This is a genomic window from Nocardia sp. NPDC003482, assembly GCF_053588115.1.
Genome location: NZ_JBSFPI010000004.1, coordinates 140048 through 163433 on the forward strand (window position 1 = coordinate 140048; position 23386 = coordinate 163433).

2 protein-coding genes are annotated in these 23386 nt (G+C 72.2%); both read right to left on the reverse strand.

From position 1 onward, the window contains the following. Positions 1-7 precede the first annotated feature (7 nt). A complete protein-coding gene (locus ACWDSJ_RS08145) occupies positions 8-286 on the reverse strand; it encodes a hypothetical protein (RefSeq protein WP_387359835.1) in 279 nt (92 codons plus the stop codon). A gap of 25 nt (positions 287-311) precedes the next feature. Then, on the reverse strand, positions 312-23384 hold the full coding sequence (locus tag ACWDSJ_RS08150; RefSeq protein ID WP_450030160.1) for a WXG100-like domain-containing protein: 23073 nt from the start codon (positions 23382-23384) through the stop codon (positions 312-314). Positions 23385-23386: the final 2 nt, after the last annotated feature.

Consider the following 23386-nt stretch of genomic DNA (forward strand, 5'->3'; position numbering starts at 1 on the left):
TATCTCCTCAGTCGTTTCCGGAACCGAATTCTTCCAGCAGGCGATCCAGCTCCGCGTCCTGGTCCCGGGCGTGGGTGCCGTCGAGCTGGGCCGCGAAGACGCGGCGGGCGGCCTCGATCAGATCCGGGGGGACGTCCGGGTGGGCGTCGGCGATGGCCCACAGGGCGTTCTCGGTCTCGTCGTCCAGCCCCGATTCGGAGGTGAGGCCCGCACCCCGCGACACCGAATCCAGCGCCCGCTCGAACTCGCGGCGCAGGTCGTCGTCGGATGGATGGTCCTCGCGCATGGTTTCTCGCTCCTGTTCCGAATCGTCAACGCGCGAAGATGAGTTCGCGACGTTCCGGGTCCGCGCACACGTCCCGGACCAACCGCCCGACATCGAAATCCGCGGGCACGGCCGGGTACCACAGCTCACTCACGGTCTCCCCCGCCACGGTGACCGCGAATCGGGTCCGCCCGCCGCCCGGCCCGCCGTCCCAGACCACCGCCGCGGCGTGATCCTCGAGATCGATCACCCGATCCCCCACCCGCAGCGCCAGCCCGCCGGGCCCGCGATAGAACACCACCCGCACCCCGTCGAGCTCACCGTACACACCACCGGGCGCCTGCATCGCCATCGGCGTCGGCTCCAACCGCCCGCTCACGGGATCCAGCTGCAAGTACTCCCCGAATCCGGCATAGGGCTGCACGGTGATCCGAGCCGAGGGCACGGCGGGCGCGGTGGTGAACATTCGGCGGCGCTGCCCGTTCGAGGGCCGTCCCGCCGGGGGTGGAGGCGCGAACGGGGGTGCGGGGGTGCCCGGCATCCCGTTTCCCTGCGGCTGCTGCGAATCGTGGCCGCCAGGGGACGCGTCCCAGTTGTTCTGTTGCTTCCCAGTCGAATTCGACAGCGAACCACTCCAATCCGGAGCGGGACCGTGCGGCACCCCATTGCCGTGCCCACCGGGAGCATCCCCCAGCCCGTGCCGATCCGGCCCGGCCGCACCATTCCCGGACGGCCACGAATTCGCCTGCCCGCCAACACCATCGGACGGCACCTGCGGCAGCCCGTCACCCGGCGTCGAGTGCCCGAGCCCCGGCGACCGATCCGCCGAGCCCGTCCCCGGCCACTCCGGCGGCTTCGGCAACTGCGGATTGCCCGGGGGCCAGGGGTTTTCCGGCGTCCCCGGCGGAACAGGGGGCCAGGGGTCACCCGGCGTTCCAGGCCCACCCGGAGGCTGCGGGTTACCCGGCGTCCCCGGCACACCCGGCACCGGGGGCCAGGGATTGCCCGGCGTCCCAGGAGCGCCCGGCGGCACTGGTGGCCAAGGGTTACCAGGAGTCCCCGGAGGCTGGGGTGGCCACGGACCACCCGGGGGTTGGGGCGGCCACGGAATGCCCGGAGGCACGGGCGGATTCGGCGGCCACGGTGGCACCGGGGGCGCGGGCGGTTCCGGCGGACGCGGGGCATGCGGCGGGCGCGGAGGTTCCGGCGGGCGCGGAGGTTCCGGCGGGCGCGGGGGTTCCGGCGGACGCGGAGGATGCGGCGGACGCGGGGGTTCCGGCGGACGCGGTGGTTCCGGCGGACGCGGAGGTTCCGGCGGACGCGGAGGATGCGGCGGACGCGGAGGTTCCGGCGGACGCGGAGGATGCGGCGGACGCGGAGGATGCGGAGGATGCGGGGGATGGGGCGGGTGTGGGGGTTCGGGGGGCCGCGGGGGTTCCGGGGGGAGCGGGGGCAGCCAGGGGCCCGGGTCTACCGGGTCGTTGATCTCGACTTCGGGGAGGTTGGGGTCGTACCAGTGGGGTGGGTGTGGGATGTGGGAGCGCAGGACGGGGTTTCTGTGCCAGCGTGGCCCTTCCTCGTTCGGGGTGTCGGCACCGTCGGCGGGTGGGGTTCCGTCGTCGCCTCCTTCTTCGGTATCTCCCTCTGGAACGCGCGTCCGATCGCGTCCTTCGGGTGAAGTCGGGTCGCCCTCCTCCGGAGCATGGGACCGGTCGCCGCTCTCGGTCGAGTGCGAATCATCCCCTTGCTCAGCGGGATTTGACGGCTTCGTATCTTCCGACGGCGCTGCCGGATTCTCGCTGTCTCCGAGGGGAGCCGGGGTCTCACGCTTGACGGTCGACCCATCGCCCGGATCCTGCGGCCGCGCGGGCGGTTTCACCTCGTCCCGCTCCGAATCCGGCGGCGTCAGGGCACGGAAGGGGACGTCCTTCTCGGGCGGCGCTTCGCCGGAATCCGACCTATGACGCGCGAGGTTCTCGTCCGCCGCGCGGCGCGCCTCGGCGAGTTCGTCGAGCTGCCGTTGGAGCTGCTGCTCGGCTTCGAAGTGCTGATCCGGGGGAAGCGCGAGCCCGTCGAGGCTCTCCAGATCCCGGCGCAGCTGCTCGCGGCGAGCGGCCTCGGTATCCAGGATGCGCTGATGGATCTGGTCGACATCCAAGCCCTCCGGATCGATTCCGAGTTGCCGTGCCAGGGTACGCATGGCGTCCAGGGTCTCCCCGGCGTCGGCTCGATGCGCTGGTGTCGAAACTTCCTGTGCGGCAGCAGGTTCAGCCTCATCCTCGGCAGTGCCGGGGGGCACATCGGTGACCGGCGGCTGCGCCTTCTGAGCAATGGCCGGTTCCGCCGGGGCGGTGCGGAGGGCGTCCAGGTCGGCGCGGAGTTGGCGGCGGAGGGTGGTCAGGGCGTCGAGTTCGGCCTGGAGGGGGCGGTGGGCGGCGAAGTGTTCGTCGGGACGGAGGTTGGCGGCGTCCACGGCGGCCATGGCGTCGTAGATCTCTTGGCGGCGGGCCATTTCCGCGTTCATGACGCGGCCGTAGATCTGGTCGGGAGTGAGGCCCTCGGGGGCGATGTTCAGTCGGCGGGCGGTCGCGTGGATCGACTCCAGGATCTCCGCCGCGATTCTCGGGCCCGGCTCGGCCGTGGGGGCCTCCTCGGGGTGCGAGTTTTCGGGCGAGTTAGCGTGCGGGGCAGTGGGTTCCGCTTCGGGAGGGGTCGCCGCCGGGGGTGCGCTGGATTCTAGGGCCCGGTATGCCGCCAGGTCGGCGTCGGCGCCCTTGCGGAGGGCGGAGTTGGCGTTGAGCTCCGCTTGGAGGCGGTCCCGGATCTCGAAGTGCCGGTCGGGCGGAAGACCGGCGTTGTCCAGCTCCTCCATCTCGCCGTAGATGCGGGTGCGCTCGGCAATCTCTGCGTCGAAGATACGGGCGCGCAACTGACCGGGAGTCAGTCCCTCCGGATCGATCCCGAAATGCCTTGCGACATCCCGAATCCCCTCGAGAATCTCCGCCCCCGTACGCGCTCGCCCAGCCCCATCCGCCGCACCGGGAGCGGACCGCGACCCCTCGCCGACCTCCTCCCCGGACCCGAGCGACGAAGACTCCGAAGCCCTCCCGGAAGTCTCCTCCCGCGAAGCAAACGGCGCTTCGGGAGCCTCCTCCTGCGAGGCGAACGGCGCTTCGGGAGCCCCCTCCCGCGAAGCGAGCGGCGTCCCGGGAGCCTCCTCCCGCGAGGCGAACGGCGCTTCGGGAGCCCCCTCCCGCGAAGCGAGCGGCGTCTCGGAAGTCTCCCCCGGCAAGCCAAGCGGCGCTTCGGAAGTCTCCTCCTGCCGAGCGGAAGCCTCTTCCCGCGCGGGAGACGATGGAAGCTCGGGAGTCTCCTCCCCCGAGCCGACCGACGGAACCTCGGTGACCGAAGGCGGCACCTCGCCCCTCGTCCCCGCCTGTCCCCCACCATCATTCGGCCCCGAAGGCAGATCCCGAGCCCCGCCATCCGCCCGCGACCCCGGTCCACCCCCCTGAACCCGCGTGAGCTGCGAAGGCGGCGCGTACGGGATATCCGCGCGCCAATCGGTCAGCGGGGGACGGTGGGCGTCCCAGTGCAAGCCGTCCATGGCCGCGACGAAGGCGTTGGCCTCGTGCCAGGTCACGTTCTGGTTGACGGCCAGGAAGCGGGATTCGGCCAGGGCGTCGCGCAGCAGCAGGATGTCCTGGGAGAGCGGCTCGCCCGCGATCAACCGGTTCCATGCCTCGGCGACATCGGCCACGGCGTCCAGCGGGCGGCGCATGACCTGGTGGCTGTCGGGATCGAGTACCAGCAGCGGGTCGCGCATCAGATGGTTCTTGATGCGGACCAGATCCTCGTGGGTGAGGTCGGGGACGTCGATCTTCATGTGCGGGGCGAGCACCGCGGCGACGGCGTCGGGGTCCGCCTCGTCGAACAGCAGATCGCGGACGTCGGAGACGGTGCCGCGCACGATATCCGGATCGCCGCCCACGAACTTGTCGGCGAATTCCGCGGCGACACGGTCGATTTCGCTGTCGACGTAGCGCAGCTGGGCGTCGACGTCACCCCGCGGGTCGATGCCGGGATGCGCGTCGACCAACTGCCGCCGCACGGTGTCCACCACATCCCGCGCGGCCGCCAGCCGCTGCGTGCGCCGATGCTCGGCCAGGCCGTCGGCGATGCGGTCGACATCGGTGTTCGCCTCGTCCGCGCGGAACCGGGCGTACTCCATATCCGCCCAGCGCTGCACCCGCGCCCACTCCAGTTCGCGCCCGATCTGCTGGCGCACGAACCCGGGATCGATCTCGCCGTGGTCGTCGGTCAGCGCGCCGCGGTCGATCTCGCGGACCATCGGCTGAATCTCGGTGGGCTTGTCCCGGAACCACGGATGCCCCTTGAACCCCGGATGCACCCGCCCCGGATGATCGGGATCGTTGTACCAGGTGAAGCCGCTGAGTTTGGCCGTCTCCAGAATGATTCGCATGGCGTTGTAGAACGCCCCGGAGTACGGCACCTCGTAGGTCTGCACCCCCGGCGGAATCTCGGGCTCCCCGCCCGGAATTCGGGGCAGCAGCTCCTCGGGAATCGCCCCCGGCGGATGATGCACGAACGGCGCCTCGACCGCGGCCTGGAACGGCTCCGACGCCCACCCGCTGACCCCCTCGGGCAGATCGCGCGGTTTGAACGACTTGGGCACCGTCGGCGGCGTCCCGTTCGTCACGTAGTCGGGCCGGGCCGGATTCACCGGATGCCGATCGCCGTGCTCGTCCACCCAGAACGTCATGTCGATGCGCCGCATACCCGGCGGCTTGGCCGTGTACCGATTCACTTCCGGCGGCGGCAGTTCCGTGGTGTCGTGCCTGCCCTCGCGGTCGGCGGTGATCCGGCGGAACTCCACCGTCGTCTCCGGTCGCACCATCGCCTGCGCCACCGCGCCGCTCTCGTTCAACGCACGGGTCAGCGCGGCGTCGAAGTGCGCCCGCGGGGTCTCCCCCAGTTCCGCGCGCGGCCCGAAGACGACGATGCGCGGCCGCTCGCCCTCGACCAGCCCCACCGTATCGGTGATCATGCGGCCGCCGACGGTCTCGATGTCGTGCCGCCACGCGCCCGCGACCCGGGCCATCTCGTCCTGGACGCGGCCGATCCGATTGTGCGCCGCGTTCACGTCGCGGGCGGCGTCCTCGAGCGCCCGGACCCGGTCGCCCTGCTCGGGATGGTCGAGCTCGAGCCGGGCGATGGTGTCGTCGAGCCGATCATGGGCGAGCGCCGCCTCGTCGACCCGCCCGGACTCGTCCAGTACGCCGAACCGCTCGGCCAGATCATCGCGCATGGCGCGACGGGGCTTGACCCGCAACAGTTCCCGGCCCCGCTCCTGCGCCAGCCGATCCAGCTCGGCCCGGGTCGCGGGCGACAGCGGCCGGGGCTCCGCGCCGTCCCCCTCGAGCCGCCGGAGATCCTGTTCGATCCGATTCAGGTCGTCGGTGAGCTGGAAGACCTCCTGGGCCGCCTTCGCCAGTTTGGCCAGCAGTTCCCGATCGTGGGCGGTGCCGCGCGGATCGGCCGGGCGGGTGAAACCGCGCGCCGTGTCGTCACCGATCGGATCGATATGGCCGTGTTCGACCGCGGCCTCGTCGTAGCGCCGCAGCACCTCCCGCGCCAGCGCGACCCGGTCGTGCGTCAGATGCTGGAGCTGGTCGCGGTCCGGCATCCGCTCGACCCGGTCCACCAGCTTGTTGTGCGCGTAGCCGAGTTTCTGGGTCTTCTCCTGAAGCTCCTGCAACAACCGCGCGTACTCGGCGGCCTCATCCCGCTCGGGTCCCGCCGCGTGATCGACGCCGTGGGTGTCGTCGAAACCTCCTGGGCCATGGTCGATCTCGGCCTCGCCCGTGAGCAGGCGGTACAGCACCCGTGCCGGTTCGGACGCGGCGCGCCCGTTGAGCGTCACGTCGAGGAAGGCGTCGGCCAGCGCCTCGCCCGCGTCGAACCGTCCCTTGCCGTCGAAGCTGTAGCCGCTGAGTTCCCGCATCCAGGAACGGAATTCGGCTGGATCGACGCGGTCGCGGGTCTGCCGGTAGTGATCCACCAGTGCCCGCAGCGCCTCGGCCCGGGCGTGTTTGCCGCCCGCGTAGTCCAGCGCGTGCCCGAGTTCGTGCACGACCGTGGCGTACACCGGCCGGTCCGCCACCCCGCGCGGGGAGAATCCGGTGTCCTCGGCGTGCCGCTTCGCCGCCCGGAACGCCTCCGGATCCATCGCGAGATCCCGGTTCAGCCGGATGCTTTCGGCGTGGTAGCTCCCGTCGGGCCCCTTGCGCCAGACCGCCTCACCGTGCCGATTCCCCGCCAGCGGCGCGATCTCGATGCGGCGCAGGTCGATTCGCGGATGCCGGGTGAGCATGTCGTCGATCGCGCGCGCGAACTCGCGGACGGTGTCGACGGGGATGTCGTCGTCGAACCCGTGGAGTTCCAGGCCGGGGTGCCGATTCTCCAACTCCCACAGCACACTGTCGCGATCGAGGCCGGACCACACGTCGCCGTCGGACATCCGGGGCGGGTGACCGTCCGCGCTACCGTCGACGGTGGCCGCGGCCATCGGTTCGGTCCCAGAATCCGCTTGCGGCCGAGGCGTTTTGAATCGGTCTATGAGTCGTTGCAGGGGTCCGCGCGGAGTGTCGGCGGGAGCCAGCGGCGCGGTGCCGTCGCGCAGTGTCCCCGCGATCCGGCGCACCAGCCGATCCACGTCGGAGTCCGCCATGCCGTGCAGGTGCCGCGCGATCGCGTCGTGTGTCGTACCGCCCGCGCCCGGGCGCGCCAGCCGCCAGCCCCCCTGACCGTCGCGCTCCACACGGACGCTCAGCTCGATATCGCCGACCCGGAAGGTGCGCTGTTCGTGGCGCGCGGCCCGGAGGTCCGGCGGCCCACCGGCCTGCGGCAGCGGCACCCGACGCGTCATCAGTTCGCGGGCCACGTGCGCCGGATGCGGCGGCGCGATGCCCGGAACGTCCTGGGCCATCCGGTGACCGGCCCGCACGAAACCCTCTGCGAGACCGCCGGTTTCGTCGCCGAGTTGCCGCACCCAGGCGTCGTAGCCGAGGTCGGTCAGGCCCGCGTCGCGGTAACGGAGGTAGTGGGCCAGCATCTCGGCGCGGGCCTCGGACTCGGTCGGCTCGCGGAACGGCCCCTCGGCGGCCTGCCGCGAGACGGGAATCGCGTGCGGTTCGGCGTCGTCCCCGCTGATCAGCGCGCGGTACTCGATACGGTGCGAACCGTTCCACAACACATCGGCGTATCGGGAATCGGCCGCCGCGAGCGCCTCGAGCGCGCGCACATGCTCACCCTCGCGGGCGACGACCAACAGCGTCGGCCGGTCGTCGGTGGGCGCGGACAACCGGGCGACGTGATCGGTCAGCCGTTCTCCCTCAGGGTATCGCGCGATCCGCTCGTCCAGCGCGCGCCGGGACGCCGCCGCCACCGCCCGGTCGGAGTGCGTGCGGGCCGGAGCGTCCGGCGCGGCGCCCGACGCGCGCGGATCGCCCCACCGCGACCGGTTCTCGTCGACCGCGGACCGAGCCACGTCGAAGGTCGTCTCGGCGGCCTCGGTCCCCACCTTGTCCAGATGACGACGAAGCGCCTCGATCCCGGCCTCGTAACCCGCCCGCTTCGGAGGCGGCGCGTCCCGTCCCCGCTCGGCCGCGCGCTCCGCCCGTCGATACGCCGCGTCGTGCGCGTCGGTGTAGACCCGTTCGGCGGGGCCGAGCGGAACGGGTGTGCCCGCCTCGCGAAGCATCCGGAAGGTCTCGATCTCCACGGCGTAGTCCCGCACCCGGTCGGTGTCGGCGGAGGGGCGCAGCGGCGGCGCGCCCGGCGAAAAGCCATGGGCGACATCCCATTCCGCCGCGAAGTGCTCCGCGTAGGACATGGTGTAGCGGCGCGGGCCGTCGCCGCCGGCCAATTGTTCGCGGACCGCCCGGAATCCGGCGCGATGTGCCGCGGCCTCCAGATCGAGCCGGTGCGCGGTCGACGCGGGGAACGCCCGCTCGGCGTCGGCGAGGGCCCGGTCGTACGCGGCGCGGTAGACCTCCTCGATCCGGTCCATCGCGATCCCGCGCCGGATGCCGAGTTCCCTCAGCTCCGGACCGTGTCCCTGCTGCTGCCGTTCCCGGGCAGCCAGGGCGTACGCCTCGGCGTGCCGATCCAGCATCGTGTGCACGTAGTCCGCGCGGGACGAGGTGTGGACCTCCAGCGGCCCGCCGCCCCGCCGGAAGGTCGAATCGGCCAGGGCCGCCGCCCGGACCAGTTCGGCGGTCCGGTCGCGGCCGGTGTGGCCGTGGGCTCGGCCGCCGTCGAGATCGAAGCCGCGGCCCAGCACGACGGTGTTGGTCGCCGGATCGTAGCCCGGCAGCGGACCACGATGCTCCCACCGCGGGGAGGACCAGACATCCGATTCGGCGGCACGCAGGGTCGGTGTCAGGGTGCTGTCGCGAATGTCGACCTCGTGGCGCCGCAGCACCTCGGCCGCCCATTCGGCGATCGGGGTGGAGCCGCCGTCCCGGGCCGTCCGCCCCAGTTCGGCGATCGGCGCGGAGACATTGTCGGCGATCGTCGCGGCGGCTCGGTCCGCGAGCCCGGCGAGATACCGTCGCGCGTCCGCGTCGAGCCGCCCGGCCACCGGCTCGGACGCGTCGGGCGGGGCCAGATGCGAACGCACCACGCCCGCTTCGTCGATGACGACGCGCACCGGATCGGTCGACATGTCGTGCAGATCCCCGCGCACGTGCTCGACGACGGCCTCCCGGGCCCGGTCGACGGCGGCGTGCGCGTCGATCAGTCGGCGCGTGACGTCGATGACCAAGGCGTGCCGCAGTTCTCGCGCGAACGGACCGACACCGTCGCGGAGCACCTCGACCAGCTCGCGCGGCGTGGCGGGCGCCTCCGCCCGGGGCTGGGCCTCCACATGCGCCATCGCCCGCACCCAGTCCGCCTCGAACAGCCGCACCTCCCGCCGCGCCGCGGCGTGGTCGCGCACCAGCGACGCCAACCGCCGGGCCGAATCGGGCGACGCCGGAATGTGTTCGGGAATGTCGGCGACATTGCCGCCGCGCTGGATCTCGTCCCATTCCCGGCCGTGGACGGCGCGATAGTCGTTGCCGGGCGCCGGGTAGTTCGGCGCGTCGAACCGTCCGTCCGCCAGCAGCGCGTCCACACCCGCCCGGCGGCCCAGGCCGCGCAGCATCTCCTCGGGCAGATCACCGGAACGCCGGGCGGCGTCGACCGCGGCGTCGTGGGCGTCGAGATACACCGCGCGCAGCGCGTTGTCGTAATCGGCTTGCACCGCTTCGTAATTGGTGGACCCGGTCGCGTGCGACGACACGCCGGACGTGTCGTATCCGGCCTCGGACAGCTCGCGCAGGAATTCCGCCTCGCGACCGAACGCGGCGGCGTCCGTGCGCATCCGGCCGTCCACGAATTCGGACCGGCCCAGCACGCGAATCCGGCCCGGGTCGTACTCCGCGTCGCCGAACAACGCCGACTCGGCCCGTGCCGACGCCCGGACGACGGCGGCGGCCTGGGACAACACGTCCCGTCCCTGGGTCGCGACGGTGATGTCCATCGTGCGGGGATCGACGGTATCGGCCGGGCCGTCGAAGCGCACACCCGCCCGCGCCTCCCGCAGCACCCGCAGCGCCTCCCGGCCGTTCTCGGTGTGGCCCAACACATTCCACACCCGGACCAGCGCCTCGTCGGGGACCCGGGTCACCAGGCCGTCGGGCTGGTCGACGCCGAAGGCGGCGCGCGCGGTCTCGGCGTGCGGCTGCTCGTCCGGCAGCGGCAGGCCGTCCATCGCGTCGGTACCGGCGTCGGCGCGGTGGCGGGTCGCGCGCGCGTCGGTGAGCGTGCCCGCGACGAGCACGTGGTCCAGATCCCCGTCCGACTCGAACCGCCAGGTCGCGCCCTCGGGCGGCAGGCCGGTCCGCCATTCGAGGATGATCCCGTCGTCGTGCGCGAGAACCTCGGCGGCGGAACGGCTTCGGGTCCACAGGGTGGTGTCGCCGCCGTCCCCGGGCGGTCGCGCGATGCCCCGGCGGGCCGATTCGTAGGCGGGGTTGATCGACCCGTCGTCGAGCAGGCGGGGCACTCCGCGATACAGCGGCGTACCTTCCGCGGGAAGCGCGCCCGCGTGCACCACGGCCCCGTCACGTTCGCCGCGGGACGGCCCGCCGAGCGTTTCGACACCCGTCTCGCCCGCCGCCCGGACCAGCCGGTCGTAGATGAAACGGGCGAAGTCCGGGGCGTTTTCGCCGTGGAGTTCCACGGCGGCGAACGCCTCGGCGACGGCCTCCGGGACATTGAGGGTGTCGTCGACGACGATTCCCCCGTCGGGGCCTCGGTGAGCGTTGAAACTCGCGTCGTCCAGCTGGTGCAACGCGTCCCGGAATCCCTCGGGCACGCCACCGAGCTCGGTCAGATAATGCGTCAGCAGCTCCCGTTCGAGCGTGTCGTCCAGAGCGTTCGATCCGGCGTCGTCCAGGGCGTGACCGAATTCGTGCACGACCGCGGTGTAGACCGGATCCGCCTCGGCCCCGGGCCAGAACCAGCCGGAGCGGACGTCCTGCTCGACCTCCCGCCGCAACACCGTCGGGTCGTCGGCGTAGTGCCGGTTGAACGTGATGGCCTCGCTGACATAGCGCCCGGTCCGCGGGTCGAGGGTGCTGCGCAGGGTGGCGATCGCGCCGCCCTCCGGATCGCCGATCCCGATGGACCGCAACTCGATTCGCGAATACTTGCGCAGCATCGTGTCGGCGGCGCGGGCGATGTCGCGAACGACGTCGGGATGGACGCCGGGCAGATCGAACCCGAAAACCTCGAGCCCGTGCCGCTCGGCGAGGATGCGGGCGATGTCCCCGGGGTCGTGCCGCGACCAGTCCTCGCTCGTGTCGGGACGACCGGGTTCGGGTCGCGTTCCGTCCGATCCGGAATCATGATGCGGCTCAACCGGATTCGCGTGAACCCCGTCGACCCGCGCCAATGGCACGCTGCCGTCGGACAGGATCTTCTCGATCCGCGTCACCAACCGCCCGGCGTCCGAATCCGACAGCCCGCGCAGATATCCGGCCAGCGCGTCGTGACTGCCCGGCACGCCGACCGGGCCGGGCACCCGCCAGCCGCCGCGGCCGTCGCGCTCCAGATAGACGGGCACCTCGAAGCCGCCGACCTCGGCGGTGTGCGGAACGTACTGTGCGGTGTTCCGGCCCACGGTCCCGTCGATCGGCATGGGGATGCGCCGCGTCATGAGTTCGCGGGCGACGTGCGCCGGATGCGGGGGGCCGATCTCGTCGCCGAACCGCCGCGCCTGCCGATAGCCGACCTCGACGAAGTTCCCGGCGAGCCCGCCCGGCTCCGGCCGCGCCCGGCCGAACCGGGACCGGCTCGTGGTGGCCACCGCGTCGTCGGGGAGTTGCCGCAGCCAGCGGTCGAAGCCGAGGTCGGTCTGTCCCGCCGCGCGATAGCGCAGGTAGTGCGCGAGCATCTCGTCGCGGGCCTCGGGGTAGCTCGGCTTGCGGAACGGTCCTTCGGCCTCCCGCCGCTCCACGGGCACGTCGATCAGCGCGCCGTCGTCACCCGTTCGGAGCGTGCGGTATTCGAGGGTGTGCGTCCGGTCCCACAGCACGTCGGCGTACCGCTCGTCGAGTTCGGCCAGCGCGGCCAGATGCTCGCCGTCGCGGGCGACGACCACCAGTTTCGGCGTGACGTCGGTCGTCGCGGCCAGCCGGGCCACGCGGTCGGTCAGGAGTTCGGCCGAGGGGTGGCCCGCGATCCGCGCGGCCAGCGCCCGGCGCGTCGCCGCCGCGATCTCCGCGTCGGTGGCCGTCACCGAATGCGCTGCCTCGGAACGGGTTTCGACAACCGATGGTGAATCGGGGCCGGTTCCTCGCGGACTGCCCCAGCGCGGATCGTCGTCCTTGCCGAACGAGCGGACCACGTCGAACTCCGCCTCCGCGGCGTCGAGCCCGACCTTGTCCAGCCGGCGCCGGACCGCCTTCAGCCCGGCCTCGTACCCGGCGCGCTCCGGGGGCAGGGTGTCCCGGCCACGCTGGACGGCCCGCTCCGCCTTCCGGTACGCCTTGTCGTAGGCGTCGGCGTACACCCGCTCGGTGGGTCCGACCGGCAGCGCGGTGCCCGCGTCGCGCATCATCCGGATCATCTCGAGTTCGACGACGTAGCTCGCCGCGTGCGATCGGGGATCGTCGCGGTGCGACAGCGCCGGTGCCGGTTCGGGCGAAAGGCCGTGGGCCCGATCCCATTCCGCGGCGAAGTGGTCGGCATAGGACCGGTCGCCCAGGCGCGGCCCGCCGGGACCGATCAGCTGGTCGCGCACCGCCCGCACACCCGCGCGGTGCGCGGCGGCCTCCCGGTGCGCGATGTCCACGGCGTCTCGGGAGAAGGTCTTCCAGGACCGGTCGAGAGCGTCCCGATACGCCTCGCGGTAGCGCGCCTCGGCCCGGTCCATCGCGTGATGGTCCGGCGTGGTGCGGGATGCATCGCCGGAGCCCACGCCGCGCTGCATCCGATCGCGGGCGGCCAAGGCGAAGGCGTCCGCGTGCCGGTCCAGCATGGTCCGGACGTATTCGGTGCGCGGCCGCGAAAAGACGTCGAGCCCACCGCCGTCCCCGAACGCCGTATCCGCCAGCGCGGCCGCCCGCACCAGTTCGGCGATCCCGTGCTGGTCGTGCGGACCGCTGGCGAGGACGAGGGTGTTGGTCGCCGGGTCGTAACCCGCGAGCGACCGCCCCGACTCGTCCGGCACGGGGCTGATCCGGGTGTCGACGTCGTGCCGCTCGAGCACGTCGGCGGCCCACGCGACCACCGAATCCGAGCCCCGGCCGCTGTCGTCGGCGGCCCGCCGCAACAGCTCGACCGCCCGCGGCGCGAGATCGGTGAGGGCCTGCTCGGCCTTGGCGTGGATCTTGTCGAAGTACGGCTCGGGCCCCGCGCCCTCGCGGTAGATCGGCCGGTTCGGGTCCGGGGCGGGCTCGGGGTGGTGGTTCGCGGAATCGACTCGTACGACACCGGATTCGTCGATCACCACGCGGGCTCGCGTCTTGTCGGTGTCGGTCAGGTCGCGGCCCACGTGCTCGCCGACCGCCGCGTGCGCTTGATCGAGCGCAGTGTGCGCGTCGAGCAGGCGGCGAGCCAGGTCCAGCGCCACGGCCCCGCGCGGATCGGACGGATAGCCGATACCGCGCTCATAGATCAGGTCCAGGACGCCCTCGGCGGTATCGGGGACGCCCGCGTCGGCGCGTCGATCGGGCCAGACGTGCGCCAGCGCGCGCGAGAGATCCGCCTCGAGCCCCCGCACCTCCCGCCGGGCCGCCGCGAATTCGCGAACCAACTCCCGCAGCCGCTGCGCGGACTCCGCCGAGGGCGGCACGTATTCGGTGGAGCCGTCGCGAATGCCGGTGTGCTGGGCGGCATCCCAGTCCCGGCCATGGATCTCGCGGTAACCGCCGCCCGCGTCCGGATGGTGGAGCGCGTCGAATCGCCCGTCCGCCAACAGGGCCGCCACCCCGGCGTCCCGGCCCACACCGCGCAACAGCGACTCCGGGACACCGGCCCGGCGCGCGGCGGCCACGGCGGCGTCGTGCGCGTCGAGGTACACCGCGCGCAGCGCCTCGTCGTAGGCCCGGTCCACCAGCTCGTATCCGGCGCCGTCCCGATCTCGCGACGATGCCCGGGAGATGTCGTATCCCGCGTCGGACAGCTCGCGCAGGAACTCCGCCTCGCGCCCGAACGCCGTGGCGTCCGCCCGCACCCACGCGTCGACGAACTCGGTTCGGTCCATGGCGCGCATGCGCGCCGGATCCACCTCGACATCGCCGGACCGCACGGACTCGGCCAGCGCTCCCGCCCGCACCACGGCGGCGGCCTGCGAAAGACCGTGCCGCCCAACGGTATCCACGACGATGTCCATGGTCCGGCCGTCGAAGCCGTCGGCCGTGTCGCCGAACCGCACCTCCGCCCCGGCGGCACGCAGCGCGCCCAGCGCCTCGCGTCCGATCTCCGTGTGGCCCAGGACATTCCAGGTGCGGACGGTCGCCGCGTCGGGAACGTGGGCGACCCAGCCGTCGGGCCGATTCTCCCCGAACGCCGCCCGCGCGGTCTCCGCGTGCGGCGGCTCGGGCGGCCCGGCCATGCCGTCCACGCCGGAGACATCGGTGTCGATCACGTGCCGCACCGCGCGAACATCGGTGACGGTGCCCTGGATGAGCACCTGCGCGTAGATCGGGTCGGCGTCCAGGATCGGCTTGAACTTCCAGGTCGCGCCCTCCGGGGGCAGGCCGGTCCGCCATTCGAGGATGACGCCGTCGTGGTGGGCGAAGATCTTGGCGGTCGACAGATCCCGGGTCCAGGAGGTCGAATCGCTCACCGCGCTCCGGTTCCAGATGTGGTCCTCGGCCGAGACGTCCTGATCCCCGCGCGGTTGCGCGATGCCTCGGCGGGCCAGCTCGTAGGCGGGATTGATGGAACCGTCGTCGAGCAGGCGCGGAACGCCCCGGTACAACGGCGTGCCGCCCTCGGGGAGGTTGCCCTCGTGCAGGACGTCGCCGTCGTTCTCGCCGAAAGGCGGTTCGGGAGCGGCCATATCGTCGGTGCCGGGGTGATGCAGTGCGGCGGGGTCGCCACCAGCCGTCTCCACCAACCGGTCGTAGATGAAACGCGCTGGCTCGCTGGCGTTCTCGCCGTTGATCTCCACATCCACGAACGCCTCGGCGATGGCCTCGTTCACCTGCACGGTGTCGGAGTACACCACCGACTTGCCGTCCGGCCCGACGGTGGATTCGAAACTGCGTCCGCTGAGTTGATGCAGCCACGCGTGGTAGTCGTCGATCGACCCGCCGGGATGGCGCCGCGCGAAATGGCGCATGAGGTCGTGCTCGAGCGTGTCGTGCAGCGCCCGGCCGCCCGCGTTGTCGAGGGCGTGCCCGAGTTCGTGCACGATCGTCGTGTACACCGGATCCGACTCGCCGCCCGGCCGGAACCACTTGTGCCGCAACGCCTGATCGAAGATCCGGCGCAGGTCCGCGGGATCGTCGGCGTACTTCCGGTTGAGCCGGATGGCCTCGGTGACCACCTGCCCGGTGTCGGGATCGCGGCGGTAGGACGCGTTGGCGATCGGATTGATGTCCGCGATCCCGATCGAGCGCAGATCGATCTGGGGATGCCTGCGCAACATCGTGTCCGCGGCCCACGCGAAGTCCCGCACCACGTCCGGATGCACCCCGGGGAGATCGAATCCGAAGACCTCGAGCCCGTGCCGTTCCCCGAGGATTCGGGCGATCTCGTCCGGCGTGCGAGCGGTCCACTCGTCGTCGAACCGGCCCCGCGCGTGATCGGGCTGTTCGGCCCGGTCCTCGGGCCCGACCGGCGGGGCCTGCCGCGCGGCGTCGACCAGCAGGTCGTGCAGCGCCCGCGCGGGCGGGGAGGCGTGCTCGCCGCGCAGCATCACCTCGGCGAAGCCCTCCGCCAGCGCCTCGCCCGGATTGAGGTCCGACTTCGCCGGATCGTTGAAGCTGTAGCCGCTCAACTGCTTCAGCCATTCCCCGAAGTCGTGCATATTGCCGTCCGGGTGGGCGCGCACGTAGGCCCGCAGCAGATCCATCGGGACGTCGCCCTCGAGCCGCCTGCGGGTGAGCGGTGAGCCGGCCTTGTCGAGGACGTGCCCGAGTTCGTGGATGACGATGCTGTACACCGGGCGGTCATGGAAGCTCGGGTGGAACCGGCGATCCGCGATGTTCAGATCGACCGAGCGGTTGAACCGGCCCAGATCCGTGGCGATGACCCGGTTCACGACGATCTCGGAGAACACCTGATCGCGGTCGTGGGTGCGCGCGATGCCGACGGTCTTGGCGAACTGCCCGTCGGCGAGCGTATCGATCCGGATGCGCCGCAGATCCAGCTGCGGGAACTCCGACCGCGGGAAGCGGGTGAGCACCTCCTCGACGGCGCGGCCGATCTCCTGGGCGACGACGGGGTGCGCGTCCTCGAAACCGATTGCCGCCACACCGAATTCGTCGCGCAGCCGGTCCGCGACGCCGTCGGCGTCCAGACCGGACCAGTCGTCGTCGATACGGGGGCCGTGGTCGGAGCCGGAGCCGTCGGCCGGGATGTCGCCATGGGCGGCGTCCTCGTCGGGCAGCCGCTGCGCCCCGCCGCCGTCGCCGGGGCGGTCGGGTTCGGGGCGCGGCGCGCCCTGGGGCGGGGCGTCGGGATCGTCGCCGTCGGATTCGCCGAACAGTTCCCGGCGGACCCGTTCGACGTGGTCCATGAGGGCCTGGAACTCGCGTTCGGCGGCCTCCTCGCGGCGGCGGAACTCGGCCTCGAGCAGTTCGGCCTGGCGACGCCGGGCGGCGTCGATAGGATGTTTGTCGCCGAGATGCGGTGGCGGAACATCGGTTTCGCCCGCGGCGAGGACATCTTGCTCGGCCGCGGCATCGGCCAGTTCCCGCCGCAGCCGCTCGATCCGATCCATGACCTCGCGGTGCTGCTGCTCGGCCTCCTCGGCATTGCGCCGGAACGTCTCGTCCAGCTTGGCGAGCTCCCGGCGCAGCGCGTCATCGGGCCGGGAGGGCGCGGCCGGTTCGATGGGATGCGCGGGGTCCTCGGCGCCGCCACGATCGAGATCGTCCAGGAGACGGCGGTATTCGTCGGCTCCCGCGCCCACGTGCCGGGCGACCTCCGGATCGGCGGCCGGATCCTCCCCCGCCAGCTCGCGCCGCAGGCGCTCGACCCGATCCATCACCTCGCGGTGCTGCCGCTCGGCCTCCTCGGCATTGCGCCGGAACGTCTCGTCCAGCTTGGCGAGCTCCCGGCGCAGCGCGTCGTCGGAGTCATGGTGGGGGGCAACCGGTTCCGGTTCACCGGCCAGCTCGCGGCGCAGCCGTTCGATCCGGTCCATCAGCTCGCGGTGCTGCCGCTCGGCCTCCTCGGCCCGCTGCCGCGCCGACTCGTCGAACTCGGCCAGCTCGCGCCGCACTGCCTCGGACGGTTCCGAATCCCGGTGCGGCGCGGCCGGTTCCACCTCCGGCAGGTCGAGCGGGGCGTCCAGCTCGCGGCGCATCCGCTCGATCCGCTCCATGACCTCGCGGTGCAGCCGCTCGGCCTCCTCGGTGCGCCTGCGCGCCGATTCGTCGTACTTGTCGAGCTCCCGCCGCACGGCCTCGGACGGACGAGGCCGGTCGCCCTCCGAATTCGATTGCGGCGCACGGTGTTCCGGGCTGCCCTCGGCCGCGGGGCGCTCGCCTTCTCCCAGGCCGCGATCGGCCTGCTGGAGCCGCTCGGCGAGGTCGGCGAGCCGGTTGATCTGGTCCTGACGCTGCCGGACCTCGTCGCGCAGGGCCTGGGTGGCGGCGGGCAGATCCTGGGGGCCCTCGTGTTTGTCGATGCGGCCGTCGCGGAACGCCTCGTAGACCTTGATGAACGTCTCGGGATCGGCGTCGGCGAGATCGACGCCGAGCAGGCGGGCCCAGTCGTCGGCGGGCTCGGGTCGCGGGTCCGAATCATCGTACGGCGGTGCGTTTTCCGCGGCCCGGGCGGCGGCATCGGCGACGGCGCGGCCGAATTCGCGCGGATCGGCGGCGCCCATCGCGTCGGCGATGATGTCGCGCAGGGCCGGCAGGGCCTCGGTGTCGTGCACCGGCGCCTCGGCATCGCCCACCCGCGGATCGGCGGGCGGGCGGTCACCGTCGGCGCCGTGCGAATACGGATCGGCGTCCAGCAGCGCCCGGGTGTACTCCTCGAGCGCGTCGCGCACCCGCTGATGTCCCGCGTCGCCCTGCCGCTCCAGCGCCCGGATCGCCTTGAACAGCTTCTTCGGGTCCAGGCCGGTGGGATCGGCCACCCAGTCCACGGGTCCCTTGTCGGAGACCTTCGGCTTGAGCGGGGACAACTCGGTGAGACCGGCGTCGTCGCCGAGCAACCGCCGCACCAGCCGATCGCGCGCGGCGTTCACGGCGTCGGCGTCCACGCCGCGCACCAGCTTCGCGTAATCGATCAACGCCTTGATCTGCTGGCGGCGCAACGCATTTCGCTGATCGGAGTCGGCGAGCCGATGCGCCATGGCGTCGGCGGTCAGCTCCGACTCACCCAGACCGAGCAGCTGCGCGAGCGGGGCGCGGCCCTTGCCGTCGCTCGACTGCAACATGTGGTAGGTCTGCATGTCGTTCATCGCGCGGGCGTAATCGCTCAACGCCTCGACCTGCCCGGCGCGTACCGCGTTGAGCAGCTTCATATCCGCGATCGTGCGGGCGAGATGTTCGGGATCGGTGAGCAGGCGCGCCACGTCCTGCGGCCCGAGGCCCAGCTCGCGCGCCACGTCCACGAGATCGCCCAGCAACTCCCGCGGCGACCGGGGCGGGGCCATGTCCCCCGACGGCGTGCCCGCGGCCGGATCGGTATCGTGCGGGACCGCCCGCCACTCGCCGTCGGCGTCGCGCACCATCGTGACGACGACGTCCCCGCCGTCGAGGGTGCCGCGGTGGTGGCGCACCTCGGGGGTGTCGATCGGATCGAGGTGCACATCCCCGGCCTCGTCCAACCGCACCTTGCGGTAGTCGACGACGACCTCCCCCTTGTTCACCGCCTCGGCCAGATCCGGGTGCGCCGCAAGCAGATTCGCCAGCACCTCGTCGCGGGGGCGCTCCCCGTCCACCACGACCAGGCGGTCGGGCTGGCCGTCGCCGATCGGCACGCGCGCGGCCTGGTCGCCGTGCCGCTCGCCGACGGGCGTCTCCTCGGGCGGGAGCACCGCCTCGGCCGCGTCGCGCAGTTCGGCGAGCCGATCGGCGCGCGCGGCGTTCTGATCGCGCAGCCGGTTCAGGGTCTCGTCGAGAACCGGGGTGCCGTCCGGGTGGTTGCCGATCACCTCGTCGAAGCCGAGGCCGAACATCTGTGCCCACGTGGACAATTCCTCGCGCAGCTGGTCGCGCCGCAGGGCGTGTTCGAAGAACGCGAGCAGACCGTCGTCGCGGCCGACCTCCGGATTGTCACCGACATGCCCCCACTCCGGCAGCGGGTCGGCGCCGTTGCCGATCGGCGTCATATCGCGCAGGCCGGGGTTGTCGCCGCGCGCGGCGATGAGTTCGCTCAGGAAGTGCCCGACCGGGTTGTCGTCGAAGAAGCTGCGCGGCACCTCGCCCTTGGGCACGGGGACGGCGGGACCCTCGGGGCCGCGCGGCAATTCGCCCGCGACATCGGGGCGGGCCTGTCCGTCGGCGTCGCGCCAGCCGTAGGGGCGGGTGACCTCCTCGTGGTAGCGGCGGGCCGCGTCGGCGAGTCCCTCGATCGCCGCGGTCGTGCGCAGCGTGCGGTATTCCTGTTCGGCGAGGACGCGCCGGATGGTCTCGGGCGATTCGTCCGGCAGCCGGAAGCCCAGGCGCTCCGCCAGTTCGGTGAGGGTTTCGTCCGCGGGCGGCGGCCCGTCGTCGTGGTGGTGCTGGGCGTCGGGCACGGGGTGGTCGGGCGGATCGGGGATCGGCTCGTTCTCGAGGTCGATGATCCGGTCGATCCCGATCAGATCGTGGAACGCCAGATCGTTGATGATGCGGTCGCGCAGCTCCGGATCGGTGACCGCGCGGAAGTTCTCCACCAGCGCGGCGAGACCCTCCGCGCGCGGCACCAGGTCGTGCCGGGCCAGATCGAGCAGGATCTCGTGCCGCAGCGCGGGGTTGTCGACCACCGACAGCAGGTCGCGCAGATCCTGTGCGGCCGTGTCGTGGTCGATGTAGCCGCCCTCGAGCGCGTCGGAGATATTGCGGTGCGCCTCGACCGGATCGACGTCGGTCAGCCACGGCTTGTACTCCGCGCCGTCGGCGTCGTGCACCGGGGTGTACTCCCCCGCCTCGATCGCCATGCGCGCGGACAGGCGGCCCAGCAACGGCAGATGCTCGCGGTTCTTCCAGGCGGTCGCGCCCTCCTTGAGGATGCGCGCCACCGGGTCGCTGCCGTGTTCGCCGTGCTCGGGGGCGGGGCTCGCGACCGGGCCGTGCGGTTGCGGATGCGGGGCCGGATGCGGGGCGGGGTGGTTCTCGAACAGTTCGGGGGCGTGCTTGATGCCGTCCTTGACGGCGGTCTGCCCCTTCGAGTCGTTGCCCGATCCGGACGGGTACTTGTAGGACTTGCCCTCGAAACCCTTGGGGCTCAGGAACTCCTGGACGCGCTGCCAGGCGCGGCGCAGCCTGGACTGCTCCTCGGGGCTGGCGCCGTGGTCCGGGGCGGTGGTCGCATTCTCCGGCGGCGCGGGCTTCCAGCCGCCCTCGCCGTCGGGGACCACCCGGACCGTCACCTGTTCGCCGTCGATCTCCACGATGATCTCGCGCACCCGCCCGGACGGCTCCATGGCGGTGGGCTCGAGGAGGGTCGATTCGAGCTGGAAGGGGTTGTCGCCCTTCGGTTCCGCGCTCTTGGGCGTTCCGCCCTTCGGTTCGTTGCCGCCCCGGCGCGATTCGTCACCCGGCTCGTCCGGCGGGCCGCCGGTGCGCGGTGGACGCGACGGCGGTTCCTTACCGCCGCCACCGCCCGCGCGAGCCGGTTGCGGGCGCGGCGCGCTCTCGTCGACCGGAACCGCGATCGGCGCGACCAGCGGTCCGGTCTGCTCCTCGCCCGGGCGCTTGCCGTCCGTGCCGTCGGTCTGCTGGCGGCCGTTCTTCGCGGGGGTCGCCTCCTGGCCGCTGGCGGCCTGCACACCGGCCCTGGTCTCGCCGTTCGGCTGGCGTGCGGGCGCCGCGCCCGCTCGGCGGTCGGCGGGTGTCGTTGTCTCGGTGGGGTTTTCGCCGCCCACCCGGGTTTGGTCCGTGGTTCCGGCGCGGGGCGTGGCGGTGTCGCCGGGCGTGCGGACCTCGCTCGCGCCCCGAAGCTCACTGGCGCGCGGTGTCGCCGGAGACGAGTTGCCACCGAGGTTCTCGGCGGTCGTCGGCGCGCCGGTGCGCGGTGCGCCCGGGGTGGATCCGGTCCCGTTCGCCGGAGGCGCGCCCGCGACGACGCCGTTGTTCGGCGGAACCTGTTGATGCTGTTCGTTCTTCGGCGTCCCACCGGTGACACCCGGCTCGCGCGCGTCCGTGCCCGGGGAATGCGGTTGGCCGTTGGTGTCGGCGGCCTTGACCGGCTCCCCGTTGTGCTCTGCCGGGGTGGCGGGCTTGGTATCGGTCTCCCCGGTGCGCCCGGTGCCCGGCGGTGCCGCATCGGCGGTCTTGGTGGTTCCGGAATCCTGTTGCGGCGCATGGGGTTCGTTCGTCCCGTTGTGCCCCGCCGCCTCGTCGGTGCTCGACCCGGACGCGCCGGTCGGCCGGACCGCGGGCGTGCCGTCGGACGCTCCGGCGCCCTGCTGGCCGGAGTCGCCCGAACGCTCGCCCGCCCCCGATACCGGCGCATTCCCGGTCTGATCCGAACCCCGCGAGTCCCCGTGCTGTGAATCGCCCTGCTCCCCAGCGTCTTTCGACTCACCCGCGCCGTGCTCGCCGGTACCCTGCTGCGTACCCCCGCCGTGCTCCCCAGTGCCTTCCGATTCGCGCGCGCCGTGCTCCCCGGTACCTTGCTGCGCACCCACACCGTGCGTATCGCCGTGCTCCCCAGTGCCTTCCGATCCGCTCGCGCCGTGCTCCCCGGCACCCTCCTGCTTCCCCGCGCCGTGCGAATCGCCCTCCTGCTCACCGGGACCATGCGAATCATCGTGCTTCCCAGCACTTTCCGACTCGCCCGAACCGCGCGTATCGCCGTGGTCCCCGGCGCTCCCGGAATCGCCCTGCGTCCCACCCTGTCCCGAGTCATCGTGCTGACCCGGACCCCGTGTGCCGGATTCACCCGCACCCTGCGAGCCCGACTGCCCCTGTGAGCCGGGCGATCCCGTCGGGTGGGTCGGCTTCTGCGATTCCCCCGACCCATCGGACTGCGAGCCGCCTCCACCGGACGCCTGAACCCCCGACTGGCCGTTGGTGTTTCCGTCCTCGGGCGCGGCCCCGGCGCGATGGTTTCCGGACTGCGGGGCGCTGCCGTCGCCGCCGACGGGTGGTGGCGTCGCGCCGTTCGGCCCGTCCTGCCCGGTATTGAACAGGTCGTTCATCCGGGTGCTGAACCCGGGCCGATTCATCGCCTCGGTGGGGTGCTTCTCCCAGAAGTGGTTCGCCCCGGCCTTGTTCGCGCCGCTCATCGCGCCATTGGTCGCGCCCGCGGTGAACATGCGCGGATCGATGCCCGCGTCCTTGACGTTCTTCCACGCCTCGCCGAACTTGCCGTCCAGGGCGGCGAGACCCAGTTGAGTGGCGGTCGCGCCGACGTATCCCGCGCCCGCGCCGACCAGGCCCGCGGTGGTGCCGGTGATCGCGCCGTTGAGGATCTTGCCGCCCAGCGACCGACCGAGCTTGCGGCCCAGCGCGTCTCCCAGCGTCTCACCCAGGGGACCCGCCGCCGCGCCACCGGCCGCGGAGCTGACCGCGGTGATCAACACCTGATCCCAGCTGATCCCCTTCCGATGCCCCTCGGCCACCTGATACGCCTCGATGCCCACCTCTTGGATGGTGCCGAGGGCGGTATCGATCGCCACGTGCTTGGCGAGGAACTTCAATGTCGCCGAGGAGATCATCTTGGTGACGATGCGGCGCACCGCGTTCAGCAACTGTTCGCTGAGGATGCGCAGGCCGACCCGCGTCGCCGCGACCGCCGCCGCCTCCACCGCGGGCGCGGTCGGCGGGAACGCCCACGCCGCGATGATCTCACCGGCCAACATCCCCAGCGACGTGATGAACATCAGCTGGGTGTATTCGATCTCGGTGCCCGCCTGGTCGGCCGACTCCGCTACCAGATCGAAGTTCTTCGCCAGCTGCTCGAGCGACTGCTCCCCGTGCAGCAGCGAGTCGAACGCCTTGCTGATCTCCTCGGTGCCCACGCCCTGCGGATAGGCCGCGAGCGACGCCGATTTGGCTTCCTCGATGTCGGTGAGCAGTTTGCGCAGATCGCCCGCGGCGGTGCGCCACGGCGTGGCGACACCGTCGCGCATCCGGTCGGGGTCACCGTCCGGCCATTCCGAGCCCGCGACCCATTCGAGCCAACTGAGCCAACCGGGTAGCTCAGCCATCC